Source organism: Filibacter tadaridae (genome assembly GCF_900609045.1).
GTDB lineage: Bacteria > Bacillota > Bacilli > Bacillales_A > Planococcaceae > Sporosarcina > Sporosarcina tadaridae.
The window spans coordinates 103,671-117,718 of sequence record NZ_UXAV01000042.1; the positions used below are offsets into that span (position 1 = coordinate 103,671).

The 14,048-nt window shown below is 38.9% G+C and carries 13 protein-coding genes and 1 pseudogene; 6 read left to right on the forward strand and 8 right to left on the reverse strand.

Annotation, left to right across the window (positions count from 1 at the left end):
- Positions 1 to 52: 52 nt before the first annotated feature.
- From FILTAD_RS09860 to FILTAD_RS09870, 3 genes are all read right to left on the reverse strand, one after another.
- A complete protein-coding gene (locus tag FILTAD_RS09860; protein WP_124070580.1) occupies positions 53 to 511 on the reverse strand; it encodes a hypothetical protein in 459 nt (152 codons plus the stop codon).
- A gap of 153 nt (positions 512 to 664) precedes the next feature.
- On the reverse strand, positions 665 to 1,798 hold the full coding sequence (locus tag FILTAD_RS09865; protein WP_124070581.1) for a conserved virulence factor C family protein: 1,134 nt from the start codon (positions 1,796 to 1,798) through the stop codon (positions 665 to 667).
- Between the two features lie 17 nt (positions 1,799 to 1,815).
- Entirely contained in the window at positions 1,816 to 3,696 is a 1,881-nt protein-coding gene (locus FILTAD_RS09870) for an ABC-F family ATP-binding cassette domain-containing protein (protein ID WP_124070582.1), read from the reverse strand.
- Positions 3,697 to 3,961: 265 nt separating this feature from the next.
- Between FILTAD_RS09870 and FILTAD_RS09875 the strand changes: the two genes are divergently transcribed.
- From FILTAD_RS09875 to FILTAD_RS09895, 5 genes are all read left to right on the forward strand, one after another.
- Positions 3,962 to 4,891 carry an ABC transporter ATP-binding protein gene (locus tag FILTAD_RS09875; RefSeq protein ID WP_124070583.1) on the forward strand — a complete coding sequence of 310 codons (930 nt, stop codon included), beginning with the start codon at positions 3,962 to 3,964 and terminating at the stop codon, positions 4,889 to 4,891.
- Positions 4,875 to 5,729: an ABC transporter permease gene (locus FILTAD_RS09880; RefSeq protein WP_124070584.1), complete on the forward strand. Its 855-nt coding sequence runs from the start codon at positions 4,875 to 4,877 to the stop codon at positions 5,727 to 5,729. Before FILTAD_RS09875 ends, FILTAD_RS09880 begins: the two co-directional genes overlap by 17 nt.
- 592 nt (positions 5,730 to 6,321) lie before the next feature.
- The gene (locus FILTAD_RS09885; protein WP_124070585.1) at positions 6,322 to 7,812 is read left to right on the forward strand and encodes a peptide MFS transporter; all 1,491 of its coding nucleotides are present in this window, start codon (positions 6,322 to 6,324) and stop codon (positions 7,810 to 7,812) included.
- A 159-nt stretch (positions 7,813 to 7,971) separates the two neighbouring features.
- On the forward strand, positions 7,972 to 8,460 hold the full coding sequence (locus FILTAD_RS09890) for a DUF948 domain-containing protein (RefSeq protein WP_124070595.1): 489 nt from the start codon (positions 7,972 to 7,974) through the stop codon (positions 8,458 to 8,460).
- 39 nt (positions 8,461 to 8,499) lie between these two features.
- A complete protein-coding gene (locus FILTAD_RS09895) occupies positions 8,500 to 8,943 on the forward strand; it encodes a DUF948 domain-containing protein (RefSeq protein ID WP_160117599.1) in 444 nt (147 codons plus the stop codon).
- 73 nt (positions 8,944 to 9,016) lie between these two features.
- On the opposite strand, the gene FILTAD_RS09900 is transcribed toward FILTAD_RS09895, so the two are convergent.
- The 4 genes from FILTAD_RS09900 to FILTAD_RS09915 all read right to left on the reverse strand — a co-directional run bounded on the left by FILTAD_RS09900 (position 9,017) and on the right by FILTAD_RS09915 (position 13,077).
- Positions 9,017 to 9,550, reverse strand: coding sequence for a DUF948 domain-containing protein (locus FILTAD_RS09900; RefSeq protein ID WP_124070600.1), 534 nt, complete (start codon positions 9,548 to 9,550; stop codon positions 9,017 to 9,019).
- Between the two features lie 24 nt (positions 9,551 to 9,574).
- On the reverse strand, positions 9,575 to 9,994 hold the full coding sequence (locus FILTAD_RS09905) for a DUF948 domain-containing protein (RefSeq protein WP_160117600.1): 420 nt from the start codon (positions 9,992 to 9,994) through the stop codon (positions 9,575 to 9,577).
- 112 nt (positions 9,995 to 10,106) lie between these two features.
- The gene (locus FILTAD_RS09910; protein WP_124070604.1) at positions 10,107 to 11,075 is read right to left on the reverse strand and encodes a proline dehydrogenase family protein; all 969 of its coding nucleotides are present in this window, start codon (positions 11,073 to 11,075) and stop codon (positions 10,107 to 10,109) included.
- 301 nt (positions 11,076 to 11,376) lie between these two features.
- Positions 11,377 to 13,077, reverse strand: a complete 1,701-nt coding sequence (locus tag FILTAD_RS09915) for a methyl-accepting chemotaxis protein (RefSeq protein WP_124070606.1) — start codon at positions 13,075 to 13,077, stop codon at positions 11,377 to 11,379.
- 293 nt (positions 13,078 to 13,370) lie between these two features.
- Here FILTAD_RS09915 and FILTAD_RS09920 point away from each other — a divergent pair, with 293 nt between their 5' ends.
- Positions 13,371 to 13,916 carry a transcription repressor NadR gene (locus FILTAD_RS09920; RefSeq protein ID WP_203229704.1) on the forward strand — a complete coding sequence of 182 codons (546 nt, stop codon included), beginning with the start codon at positions 13,371 to 13,373 and terminating at the stop codon, positions 13,914 to 13,916.
- 39 nt (positions 13,917 to 13,955) lie between these two features.
- On the opposite strand, the pseudogene FILTAD_RS09925 reads toward FILTAD_RS09920, so the two are convergent.
- Positions 13,956 to 14,042, reverse strand: a pseudogene (locus tag FILTAD_RS09925) (adenylyl-sulfate kinase); the annotation flags it as partial.
- Positions 14,043 to 14,048 lie beyond the last annotated feature (6 nt).

Consider the following 14,048-nt stretch of genomic DNA (forward strand, 5'->3'; position numbering starts at 1 on the left):
CATTCACAGACAAAATAGGAAACCAACTAAACTCTAGGTTAGTCCAAAGTCGTCATCTGTAATGCTCAGCTAACGACCGTTTGATTTTAGCTTTACTGAAAGGCAGCCCTAACTGCTTCCTATAAAAGTTGAAATTATGTTCAACATGGCTTAGCAACCTTTTTTCCTTATCAAATAGTTTTGAGCTTTCTTCGTAGTGTTCCCATCTTATTTCCTTTCTTAAAGCCCAAATAATCGAATCCAAATCGGGATCGACTAATTCATAGTTTTTCTTCATAATACCTTCTATTTCAAAAAGGGTTTCTTTTGTAATCCCGTCATAGCCCACTCCCGGAACGACAGATGCGACCAGTACTTTTAGAACAGGTGTGTATACTTTTTTCAAAATTTCGGTTTTATATTTAACGGATTCATTCCGAATTTCTTTCATCAACTGAAAATGATAATTAAAAAAACTGGTAATCACGATGGTAATTGAAGAACTTACTAATGCAATGATGATTTCTTTCAATTGCCCTCTCCCCTAACTCCTCATTCTCTTGTTGCTCTATAGTATTCGGCTACCTTAAGACAGTGTGAACAATGACTTAAAGAAAAGGAAAACAGCCATCTACTCGTAGGAGTGGATGGCTGTCTGTTAGGTTATCTTGTCGAATAAAAGTACTTATTCTTTTTGCGATGCAGTCCGAGCTTCCGTCATTTGTTTCCAAACGGAACCTTTCGCGTCTTCGCCTTCTGCAATACGTTCAATCGCCATGCGAATTTGAAGTTTCACTTCGAATTCCGGATCATTTTCAGCCTCTTTCAAAGCAGGCAATGCCGTTTCGGTTCCGGTTTCATATAGGTACATTGCTGCCCGCCATCGGACAAGTTTGTTCTTGTCTTGTAACGCTTTGATTGCCGCATCTTCGAATTCCTTGAAACCGAGGTCGCTCGTACAATCCCCCGCTGTTCGACGGACTGCCCAACTTTTATCTTGCAGTGCTTTCTCGATATACGGAACGACAGCTTCGTCCTCAATCATGCCAAGATACACAGTTGCAAGCCGACGGATCGACATTTTTTCATCACTGAGCGCTTGGCTAAGAAGAGGCAGGTCTGATACGTCCGGGTCAGGCAATTGGTCAAGTAATTGGAATCTAGTTTCCCACTCATCGACAGTGAATTCATCAAGTGATACTTTTTTTCCGCGCTGTTTTGAATCTGATTGCCCTTCATTTGATTGACGGATGATTTCTTGCAGCCGTTCCTCAGGATAAGCAGCCTCGATTTCTTGACTAACCAGTTGGCCAATCTCTTCTTTTTCACCATAACGAATTCCATAATCCGCCCATTTACGTAATAGAATATAGTTCTCTACTTCTGCACTGTGTACAGCTTCCATTGCTTCGATGAACCGCCTGCTTAACCCGAACCGTTCTTCGGAATTACTATCGAATACTTTTACTTGCAATGGTACATCTTTGTAGGTTTGTACATGAACATAAACTTCACCGTAGCGATCGTCTATCTCTTCTTCCATTTCTGCCAGTTCGCCTTGTTCCTCGTTGAAAACAGCTTGGACATCCGCAAGAATAGATTCCCAAGATACTTTTCCTATTCGTTCAACCGCCATAAAATTCAGCACATGATAAATACCTTTAATGCCATTGATGGCCAGTAATGCGGAAAGGGGGTGAGGTGCCGTTTCTGCATCTTCTTTTTTGTAATTGTGACTTGTACCTTGTGGTAATTCAGTGTCGAGTACAATTTTCATGGAGTTCGGACTCGGCGTCGGTTCGATTGTTACAATTTTCATTTGTAATGCCCCCTTCGTTAGATCGTATTCAATTCTTGTAAATAAGACCAACGTTCAATAAGCGTTTCATAGTTCGCATTTAGTTCATCAAGAGTTGCAGTCAATTCTCGCAGCTTGTCGTAATCAGAGCCTGTAGATGCCATTTCGGCCTCTAGTGCTTCGATTTTCTTCTCAGTATTCTCGACATCTGCTTCGATTGTTTCATATTCTTTTTTTTCCGCGTACGTCATTTTCTTCTTCGATTCCTGCTGAACCAGTTTTTCTGGCTCGACGAGAGATTCTTGCACTTTTTTCTCTTTAGGTACATACGTTTGAAGGAAGTCAGAATAAATACCAAACCATGTGTCAATATCTCCAGAGCCATCCATTACCCACAATTTTGTGGATGTCCGATCCAAGAAGAAACGATCATGTGAAATTGTGATGACTACGCCTGGAAATGTGTCAATGAACGTTTCCAAAACGGAAAGCGTTTCAAGGTCAAGGTCGTTTGTCGGCTCATCTAAAAGCATGACATTTGGTTGTTCCATCAGCAGTTTCAGTAGATAAAGTCTTTTTCGTTCACCGCCTGATAGTTTTCCGATTGGTGTCCCATGTGCTTTTGTTGGGAATAAGAAACGCTCCAACATTTGGGATGCTGAAATATGCACACCATCAGCGTCTTCGATATCGTTGGATGTATCGCGTATATATTCGATAATCCGTTTCTTTTCGTCCATAATCGGTGTATGTTGCTGGAAATGGGCAATTTTCACTGTCGAACCTTTGTCAATGATGCCGCTATCCGGTTCACTAGCTCCAGAGAACATATCCATTAGTGTTGTCTTCCCCGCTCCATTAGGTCCTACGAGCGCGATACGATCACCCGATTGAAGGATACTCGAGAAATTATCAATCACTTTTCTACCGTCGAATGACTTTGAGATACCGACCGCTTCAATCACTTTTTTACCGAGCCGAGCTGACTTGAGCGCTACATCCATCTCACCACTGCTCTCTTCTTTCTTAACCTTCTCTGAAAGGTCTTCAAAACGGTCAATCCGTGCTTTCTGCTTTGTCGATCTTGCTTTCGCGCCACGTCTAATCCATTTCAATTCGGATCGGTACTGGTTGCGAAGTTTATCGTCAGATGCTGCGGCCATTTCTGCACGAATTGCTTTCGACTCAAGATAATTTGCGTAGTTACCTGTATGGGAATATAACGTTTTGTCTGCAAGTTCATAGACATTAGTCGATAACTCGTCCAAAAAGTATCGGTCATGGGTAACAAAGATGACGGCACCTTGTTCGTTTTTCAAGTAGTCAGACAACCACATGATTGAATTTACATCGAGATGGTTTGTCGGTTCATCGAGGAGTAACAGATCTGCCGGCTCAATTAGCACTTTTGCTAGTGTGACACGTTTTCTCTGCCCACCTGAAAGCTCGCCCATTTTCTTATCAAACGTTTCAATACCAAGTTTGGACAAAATTGTCCGCGCTTTCGAATTTATATCCCAGCCCGATTGATCGTCCATCTCGTTTTGGTATTTCGAGTATAGGTCCTGATTCACGGTAGATTCCGGGTCTGCAGAAAGCGCTTGAAGGGCGTGTTCGTATTCCAAATTGACTTTGATGATTGGTGCATCGCTCATGAAAACTGTTTCCATGACAGTAAGTTCCGGATCGACTTCTGGTTCTTGGGGCAAATAGACAATACGGTACTTATTTGGGTGATCAGTCGAAATCGAGTCGGCTTCTTCAACTCCTGCAAGGATTGACAATAACGTCGACTTGCCTGTTCCATTGATGCCGAGTAAACCAACTTTTTCACCGCTTACTACTGTGAATGCTATATTATTAAACAACGTTTTCTCCCCAACCGTCTTTGTGAGGTTTTCAACGATTAATTGACTCATGACAACACTTCCATTTCTTATGTCTACCTTACACTATCATAGCTGATTTCTCTGCATTAATAAATGACTAAGTACTAATGATTGCATTCCTTATAGCGAAAAAGGCGTCGTATAAATTAGATTGTTCACTCGACTGAAAAATGTTACAATTCTATCAATATGCCTTTTCGCTGATAGGATAGATGACTATTACATACATTAAAAGTTTGTTAAGTGCGTAAAAATTAAAGGTAGTGAAGGATAACAAAACAAGGGGGGATGTCCAATGAAAAAAATCATTGATGTGAAACGATTGTCAAAGTCATTTGGCATGGTAAAAGCTGTAAACGACATTAGTTTTTACGTTGAAGAAGGTTCGCTCTTTTCGTTTTTGGGAACGAATGGCGCAGGCAAATCGACAACGATATCAATTCTACTGACCCTACAAAGTCAAGACATTGGTGAAGTAAAGGTAAATGGCTATGTAGTCGGAAAACAAGATCATGCCATTCGCAAAGAAATCGGCGTTGTCTTCCAAGAAAGTGTGTTGGATGCTTTACTCACTGTGAAAGAAAACTTGAACATCCGGGGCTCCTTTTACGGATTGTCAAAGCAAGAACGTAAGGCGGCTATTCAAAGAGTTGTTGAAATTACGGATTGCACGTCTTTTTTAAACCGTCCTTACGGGAAATTATCTGGCGGACAAAAACGTCGGGCTGATATTGCACGCGCATTAATACACCAGCCGACTATTTTAATCCTAGATGAGCCTACAACAGGCCTTGACCCTCAGAGTCGAAAAAGTATATGGGAGATGATTTTACAGCTACAGCGAGAAACGCGGATGACCATTTTTTTAACGACACATTATATTGAGGAAGCGGCAAACTCGGATTATGTTGTCGTTATGAAAGAAGGAAGCATTATTGCAAAAGGAACACCGGACCAGTTGAAAAATACGTATTCATCACATCAATTAACGGTAACAACAAATAATATAGAAGAACTGCGAAGGGAGCTTACTTCGGAAGGTGTCAATTTTAAAGAGGAAAAATCAATCTTCCTTATCCAACTTGAACATACGACAGAGGCAATCCCAATTCTTTCGCAATTCACTAGTTACATCACATCGTTCGAAGTGAGTAAATCAAGCCTTGATGATGTGTTCATTACCATAAACGGTCAGGATGTGGCACAGCATGTTAACAATCGCTAAACGAAATATATTGCTCTATTTTCGTGATAGGATGGCAGTTTTTTTCTCACTTCTTGCTGTCATTATTTTAATTGCCTTGTATGTCTTTTTTCTAGGCGACATGACATCGAAAGGTCTTCCTGACTTCCCTTCCAAAAAATCGCTACTCAAATATTGGTTCATCGCTGGGATTCTAGCTGTTACATCTATGACAACCACTTTAGGTGCCTTTGGTATTCTTGTCGATGATCGGGCAGATAAGATTGAGATGGACTTCAATTCGTCTCCTATTCCGACGTTCAAACTAGTTGGCGGCTATATTACAAGTGCGTTATTTGTTGGTGTCCTCATGTGTTCACTAACATTTATTGTAATAGACCTTTACCTTTTACTATCTGGAGAAACGATACTAGCATTCGGAAAAACGATGCAGCTGGGCGGTGTGATTATCTTATCTGTAGCAGCAAGCGGATCGATGATTTTGTTGTTAGTTTCCTTTATCCGCACATCGAATGCATTTGCTGCTGCAAGTATGGTAATTGGTACATTTATCGGGTTTTTAGCAGGCATTTATATACCGATTGGAGGCTTACCAGATTATCTTCAATCAGTAGTAAAATGGTTTCCTGTATCCCATTCAGTTGCATTGTTTCGGCAACTATTGATGGAAACTTTCCTGATTGATGCCTTTTCGAATGGACCTACAGGAATGAAGGAATCTTTCCAGTTTGAAATGGGCATTTTCTACGAAATAAACGGAAAGCCTTCATCAAAATTATTTAGTCTCATCTATCTTTTAGGCACAACAATCCTTTTTTTCATTCTCGCACTTTTTGTGATGATGAAGAAAAAGAAATGATGCAATGTAAGGTAGAGATTCCCATAACAAAACGAACAGCTTGCTTCCTACAATTTCTTATGTAGTGGGGGCAAGCTTTTCTTATATGATAAGAATATGTTTTTTGACTTACTGCACTATCTAGACTACCGCTACCGTTGACTAAGTAGTTTCGATTTATGATTTTCATATTCTCCACCCCCTTCGTCTCCCTTTTAAGCGTTCAATTCACCCTTCTATCAACGACCATCATTTTGGACAACCTCTTTCCCTCCGAAGTAGAATTCACTGACGGACAAACCCATATTTGAAGGAATCAAGACTGCTTAGTCTTCTTCCACTAATCACCCAATGACGTTTAATAATTTCAGATGAATTACTATTCAACAATAAGTTTAAGTTATACTATTAAACTCGCAGTATTTAAAATTTTCTACTATATTAATCAAACTAAAGACTCTATACGTTTATTACAAATATTCAATTCGGAATATTGGTAGTAGACAGAAACGTTGTAATAACGGCGTTTTTAGAAATACAAGCGTTTACATAAATTGTTTTTGACAATTGAAAACGTTTGAATGTATTATAGTACAATACAAGGAGGCATATTATGAAAACTTATACGAAACAAGAAGTCGTGGATAGCGTTCCACAAAAAGGATTCTTTGGACAGCCGGGAGGATTATTCACATTATTCTTCACTGAGTTCTGGGAACGTTTCTCATATTACGGCATGAAAGCATTACTTGTTTTCTATATGTATTATGAAGTATCTAAAGGCGGATTAGGTATTAGCGAAACACTCGCTATTTCAATTGTATCGATTTATGGATCACTCGTGTACATGTCTGGTATAGTCGGTGGCTGGCTTGCTGATCGTATATTTGGTACATCTAAAGCCGTTTTTTATGGTGGTATTTTCATCATGCTTGGACACATCGTTTTAGCATTACCGGGCGGCCTACCAATGTTCTTTGTCTCTATGGTATTGATTGTAATCGGTACTGGTTTATTAAAACCAAACGTATCTAGCATTGTTGGTGATATGTATGCTGAAACTGACGATAGACGCGATGCTGGATTCAGTATCTTCTATATGGGTATTAATATGGGTGCATTTATTGCTCCGCTTACCGCAGGTACTATTGGAATGAAATATAATTTTCATCTCGGATTTGGCTTAGCGGCAATTGGAATGTTGTTTGGTCTTATCATCTTTACGTTAACTAAAAAGAAACGATTGGGCCTTGCAGGTGTTCAAGCAACCAATCCATTACTTGGCGATGAACGTAAAAAAGTATTTAAACAATTTTCAATTGGCTTGATTGTACTAGCGATTCTCTTGGCAATTACGATTCCTACTGGATGGCTAACAATTAAAACATTTATCGCAGCTGTTGGTATTCTAGGCTTTTTAATTCCTACAATGTATTTCATTGTCATGTATAGAAGCCCAAAAACGTCTGAAGTAGAAAAATCAAGAATACTTGCGTTTATACCATTATTCTTGGCTTCTGTAATGTTTTGGTCAATTCAGGAACAAGGTTCTACGATTCTTGCATTGTATGCAGATAAACGTACGCAATTGGATTTCATGGGTATACATATTTCACCTACATGGTTCCAATCGTTGAATCCTTTATTCATCATTCTTTTAGCTCCAGTTTTTGCATGGCTGTGGGTTAAACTAGGTAAACGTCAACCTTCTATTCCGCAAAAGTTCTCTCTTGGATTATTGTTTGCGGGTATTTCTTTCTTGGTTATTTTATTGCCAGGTTATTTAGGAAATGGTGGACTTGTAAATCCACTATGGCTTGTATTGAGTTATTTCACAGTTGTAATCGGAGAATTATGTCTATCACCAGTCGGATTATCTGCAACAACAAAATTGGCTCCAGCAGCATTCTCAGCTCAAACAATGAGCTTATGGTTCCTATCCAATGCGGCTGCACAGGCATTAAATGCTCAACTTGTTAAATTCTACTCAGAAGACAATGAAGTAATCTACTTTGGGACAATTGGTGCTGTAGCAATTGGATTGAGTGTTATATTATTCTTGGCATCACCTTATCTTAAACGTTTCATGAAGGGTGTTAGCTAAATCGTTAAATTAGATCACCGTCCTGTCTAACAATAGACAGGACTTCTTTTTGGTATTATTGATGTAACCGTTTTAAGATAGGTTTAGGTAACGAAGAGAAGTGGTAAGAATTAACTAACATCTTAAAAGTAAGTTGAATGAAATGGGGGTACCTTTAAAGTGGAAATTCTTTTGTATAGTAGTGCAGTCATTGCGTCATTATCCTTATTACTCATTGCAATATTCGTTATTATTGCATTGAAAAGTGCTAAACAGACGATGGGTGAGGTTTCAGAAACGTTAAAGCGGGTTGAAACTAAAATTAGCGGCATAACTGAAAAATCGGAAGAACTGATGGTGAAAACGAACCGGATTGCTGCAGATGCTGAGAGTAAGTTACAATCCCTTAACAGTCTGTCCGATTCGACCAAAAACCTACGCAATTCTAGCAACCATGTGAAAAAATCGTTTCAAGCCATCTCGGATGAAGTTGCGTCTTTACCCGAAAAGTATACAAAACAGATTGAAACGGCGACGTTGATAAGTGAAGTGGCCGCAAAGATTTTTTATCGGTTCAAGCGTGAAAAAAATAGAAGTGATCAAATGGAAGCTGATGGTTTGCTTAAGCAATTACCTGTACCCAAGCAATGGGATGATTATAAGAAATGAACTAGCCGAATGGATAATCTAAGAAAGAGGCGATTAATTATGGATTGGATGGGTATTGGTGTACTTATTATTGCAATCGCATTTGCGGTACTTGTCATTTTCCTACTTAAACCACTGTCGAAATTAGCGTCTGTTTTAAATAGCGTACAACAGACGACTGATCAGTTACCATCCACGCTAGACAGTGTTGCAGGCCAAGTATCAGAAGTTCTTCACACTAGTAATAGCACATTGGATAACGTTAACAAGCAGGTTGTAGAAATAAGCCCAGTCTTTCATGTTATCGGTGAAATAGGAAATACCTCCAATAAGCTTACTTCCGTGGCACTTAATAAGATGCGTGCAATGAAACAGCAAACAGAAAACGCGAAAAAATTCACAGAACGTGAAAAGTACGATGGAGTATTTGGATTACTGTCATTCATTTACTTTCTATCCCAAAGAAAAGTAGAAATAAAAAAACAAGTTCAAAATCTAAAATAAACAGTGAAAAAAGTAGCGTGTGGTGGGATTCATCTCCTTCACACGCTACTTTTCATTTACCATCAAAATCAATCTATTTACCAGTTATCGCTGCTTCTTTCGCTTTTCCCTTCATTTGGTGGATATCAAATGATTTTTTCTCCCCTTCTACATACAAATTTCTTCCACGTATGAAGCCGGGTACTTTTTTTGCATCGTTTCGTTTAGTTAACAAATAAAATCCGAGTGCAGCGGACCCATATGTACTGCCCAGGCGTTCATTTTTCGCCTGCACGTCTACTTTGTCCATCTTCTTCTTAGCTGAAGCTGCTGCATCAACAAGCGAAGCTGACAGCGTGCGTGTGGATTCCCCAACATCTCCGACAATATTGAACAATGGTGTTAGCGTTCCCAGTTTTTCATTTACATCTGCAAGTGTATTATTACTATTTTGAATCAGGCTTCCTGTTTCGTTCAAAATACTATCCAACTGATTGGGGAGTTGTTCGACTGTTTTATCAACTCCTCTTAAAATTGAAGAAAAATTATTTAAAACACGAGCAAAGAAAATGGCTAGCACCAAAAAAGCAACTCCGATGAGCAGTACACCAATTCCCGTTAAATTCATATCAATCCCTCATTTCTTATTATTTCATAAGGCTCTTTTACCGCGTTTCCATGGTCTGAGTAGGCCCAACGTAAATTCCGTTAACTGAATAATCCTTACAAATGGTCTTATCCTAGGTAGAGATGCATCCTTATTATACTTTTCTGTTGTCGTTTCAAGTTCTTCGCTCAAAAGTGATGATGTATCTCCTACATGTTTGATCGTATGGAAGACGCTGTCTAGTGCTTGTAGTTTAACTTCAACATCTAATGCCGTAGCATTTGTTTCTACTAACGAATTTTCCAGTGCTTCAATTGTTTTATCTAACTTTGACTCAACGCCGCTTACAGTTTGTCCGACAGATTGAATCACACCAGAAACCCGTAAAAGAATTTTAGCTAAAAAGATGGATACAAGTGCAAATGAGACCGCTGTGATAAAAATGCCAATGTGAACAAATGTCACTACTTTCACCCCCCTCTGTATGTCTTATACCACTAAAAACAAGTATCCAAAACATGAAAGAAAAAAGTCGTGGCGTGATTACGTAATCACTTCACGACTTTTTAAAAATGTTTTATTTTTTCTTTGATAATCTTCCTACCAAGAATGCTCCTGCTGCCAATCCAATCATCGTATTCGTTTTTTTCGTGAATACTTGTTTAACAACAAGGTTTAAGTTTTGCGGTCTTTCCGCAAGACGTCTCATGAAATAACCATACCAATCATCACCGAATGGCACATACGTACAGAAGTTGTAGCCTTCACTTGCCAGTTGCAATTGCATATCTTTTCTAAACCCGTAAAGCATTTGGAATTCGAATTTGTCGGTAGGAATCGCATGCTCTTTTACGAATTGCTTCACATGATTGATAATTACATGATCATGAGTTGCAATCGATGTAAATTTACCATTCAATAAATGCCATTCGATGAGTTTTATAAAGTTTTCATCAATGTCTTTCTTGTCTTGGTATGCATATTCCTCAGTTTCTTTATAAGCACCTTTTACAATACGCAAACGATAATTTTTATATTTTTCAAGGTCTTCCTGCGCTCTGAAGAAATAGGCTTGAATCACTGTTCCGATGTTAACATATTGTTTCGAGAGCTCGTCCAAAAGTTTAAATGACGGATCTAAACGATTGTGATCTTCCATATCGAAATTGATGAATATATTATATTCATTCGCTTTTTCAACAATCCCTTTTAAATTACCCAAACAAAATTCATAGTCAATATCCAAACCAAGTTGAGATGGTTTTAGCGAAATATGAGCGTTTACTCCATTTTCATGGATAGCTTGAATCACTTCTAGGATTTGATTTTTTGCTGCAGTAGCCTCTTCTTCTTTATAAACGAATTCGCCTAAATTATCGACAGTACATGAAATACCATGCGCATTTAGTTCTTTAATGGTTTTAATCGTTTCTTCGATATTCGTTCCTGCGACAACAGATTGTGCGCCTAATTTCAAACCATATTTTTTAGCTGCACTATTTAGAAGTTGGTTTTGGGATAACCCGATGAATAGATCTTTTAACATTTCCGATGCTCCTTAATTCGCGTTTTTTCTCTTTAATTATACCACACAGTCCGACAATTTTCGTATTAAAATGTCTAAGAAATGTAGACTTTATACTTTGTATTTTAGCCTCATTTTTATAAACTATCCCATGTATGTTGACATAAAGAATTCTCTCAACAACGCTCGGCGCTTGGGGATGCCTCCCGCAATAAGCCAGCCAGAAGACCGCTGTCAGTCTTATTGCTTCGGCTACCCCAGTTAGGCGCCTTCGCTGGAGACTATATAGAATCATTAGTTCAACATATATAGTTTTCTTTTCTTATAACTTAAATTGTTTGACCACTTGTTCCAACTCCGTGGCTAAGTGACTTGTTTCATTGGATCGATTTGCTACTTCGTCAATTGAAGCGGATGTTTGTTCTGTTGCGGCAGATACCTCAGAAGTTGCCTCTTCGATTTCATGAATAGCTACTGCTAATTGCTTGATAAGCTCAACAACATGGCTTGAGTTTTCTGCTTCAGTAGTTGTTAAAGTTGAAATACTGTTAATTCTATCCACCGTTTCAGATACCGCATGTGAAATATCTCCCAAGGACTTAGCAGTTAATCGGACTGTTTCTGTGCCCGTTTCAATGAGCCCAGTACTCTCGGTAGTTGACACGACAACTTGTTGGATTCGGTTCGTTATATCCTTCACTAATTTCTCAACCTTCAGAACTTCATCGTTAGATTGTTCCGCAAGCTTTCTAACTTCCTCAGCAACGACTGCGAATCCTTTTCCATGTTCACCAGCACGAGCGGCTTCAATGGAGGCATTTAATGCAAGTAGATTAGTTTGCGCAGCAATAGCTGAAATAGAAACTGTAATTGTTTGTATTTCTTTTGTAGAATCTATTAAATCTTGAATTGTGCCGCTTGTCTCTACAGATGATACTCTAATTTTCTCCATATCTTGGCTTGTCTCACGTGCTTGAAGTTGTCCACCTTCAGCTATTTGCATAGTGAGTTTGGAACTTGTAACACTTTCATCCGCTTTTTCTTTTGAATGGCGCAAATCTTCAGCTAGCGCGATTAGAATAGTAGAAGCATATTCGGCGTTATTCGTTCCATCCGATACGGACGCGGCGGTATCACTCATTGTCTCCGCTACTTGATGGATAGCTAATTTCATTTCATCCAACGATGCGGCAGTATCAACCGCATTTTTTGTAAGCTGAACAGAAGTCGATTGCATAGTACCAATCATCATTCGTAAATTGGCTCTCATCGTATTTAACGTTTGACCGAGATCACTTACTTCGTCATGACCTTGAACACTTATGTCCTTGACTCCAAGATTTCCATTTGCAATTTCCTTTGCATACTGGATTAATGTAGAAATCAATTTTGTTTTCTTACGAATTAGAAGGATTGTAATAAATGAAGCAATAATCATCGGAATAAGGCTTATTAAAATTCCACTACTGACAACAGCCCATGTACGCTCACCTACAATTGACCCGTCGAAGTCAATAACGCTTAATGCAACAATTTTTCCGTTTGCATCATGATTTTCATAGATAGGCGCATAACCGGACAACCGCTCGATACCTGCGAATTCATAAAGCTCCGAGTATGTTGAATGCTTCATCTCAAGAAGCATAGCCACTGCTTTTTTGTCCATCGGGAATGCGTCACCCGGTTTAAACCCTTTATCGCGTAAATTGTCGTCAAGTGCAAGAATATTTCCATCTAAGTCAAGAATATACTGCGTCTCGAAAATATCTTTGTGGTTAACTGTCCAATTTAATTGTTCGCTGACAGTATCCATCGCATCCTTGTCTCCATGGAGCATTTTGTCAACATCATCAGGTCTGATTAAGCCGGTTGTAATAGCTGCACATCCATAGGCTTCAATACCGGCGGCATCATATAATTTATCGTATGCCGTTTTGTAGGTTGCGACAGAAGTAATTGTTAACATAGCTATCATAATTGCTACAATAATCGTTCCCAGTTGTACGGTTAATGTTTTTTTCATACTTTCTTCCTCCGTTCTATCCGCGGCTAGGTACAAAGTTCCCGCTACGTATCTATCATACTTTATAATTCTATGAAAACAAGTCTTTAAAAGTATATATTTATGAAGAAATTAATAAAATCCTTGTACTATCTTTGGATAATTTAGAAAACCTTAATTTTTTTTTTACAGTATTCAAACCAAACAACTATACTATTTGTATAAGTAGAAATCGGTATTCGTTAATGGGTTTTATAATCCACGTTGTGAAATATATGCAATCAGGAATTGTGGTAAACTGATGGTATGAGGTGATACTGATGACTGAGAATGAAAAAGTACTTGGGGAAGAGCGTCGGCAACTGCTTATTGCGACTTTAAAAAAGGCAACTAAAGCATTGCCGGGACGGGAACTTGGAGAATTGACAAATGTTAGCCGTCAAGTCATAGTTAGTGACATTACCCTGTTAAAGGCAAGAAATGAACCGATAATCGCGACAAGTCAAGGGTATGTATACATGCACCCACAAGCAGTGCCGGAACGCTATGAAAAGACAATCGTTTGCCGCCACACGCCTGGACAGGCGGAAGAAGAACTAAATATTTTCGTTGATAATGGCGTAACTGTGAAAGATGTTAGAATCGAGCATCCCGTTTACGGTGATCTGAGCGCATCTATCATGGTTTCCAATCGAAGCGACGTAAAGGAATTCATCCATAAAGTGAGTGAAGTGAATGGTGTGTTTCTATTGAAACTAACCGATGGCGGAATTCATCTACATACGGTCATAGCGGATAATGAACAACAAATCCAAAATGCAGAAGACGCACTACGAAAAGCGGATATACTCGTCGATTGACGGTTATCCGCTTTTTTTATTATCTATTTTTACCCACTATACAAATGAGTCTTTCAATCTTTTTTGCAATTCATATGCTGCTGTTGTTTTACCGGATCCGAATGTGCCGTTAATCCAAATAATGATAATACT

What these genes read in the sequence shown, in the direction of transcription:
- FILTAD_RS09865 (WP_124070581.1), bottom strand. Translation starts at nt 1,798, where the DNA reads ATGAAAATTGTAACAATCGAACCGACGCCGAGTCCGAACTCCATGAAA.
- FILTAD_RS09885 (WP_124070585.1), top strand. Translation starts at nt 6,322, where the DNA reads ATGAAAACTTATACGAAACAAGAAGTCGTGGATAGCGTTCCACAAAAA.
- FILTAD_RS09870 (WP_124070582.1), bottom strand. Translation starts at nt 3,696, where the DNA reads ATGAGTCAATTAATCGTTGAAAACCTCACAAAGACGGTTGGGGAGAAA.
- FILTAD_RS09910 (WP_124070604.1), bottom strand. Translation starts at nt 11,075, where the DNA reads ATGTTAAAAGATCTATTCATCGGGTTATCCCAAAACCAACTTCTAAAT.
- FILTAD_RS09900 (WP_124070600.1), bottom strand. Translation starts at nt 9,550, where the DNA reads ATGAATTTAACGGGAATTGGTGTACTGCTCATCGGAGTTGCTTTTTTG.
- FILTAD_RS09875 (WP_124070583.1), top strand. Translation starts at nt 3,962, where the DNA reads ATGAAAAAAATCATTGATGTGAAACGATTGTCAAAGTCATTTGGCATG.
- FILTAD_RS09915 (WP_124070606.1), bottom strand. Translation starts at nt 13,077, where the DNA reads ATGAAAAAAACATTAACCGTACAACTGGGAACGATTATTGTAGCAATT.
- FILTAD_RS09895 (WP_160117599.1), top strand. Translation starts at nt 8,500, where the DNA reads ATGGATTGGATGGGTATTGGTGTACTTATTATTGCAATCGCATTTGCG.
- FILTAD_RS09880 (WP_124070584.1), top strand. Translation starts at nt 4,875, where the DNA reads ATGTTAACAATCGCTAAACGAAATATATTGCTCTATTTTCGTGATAGG.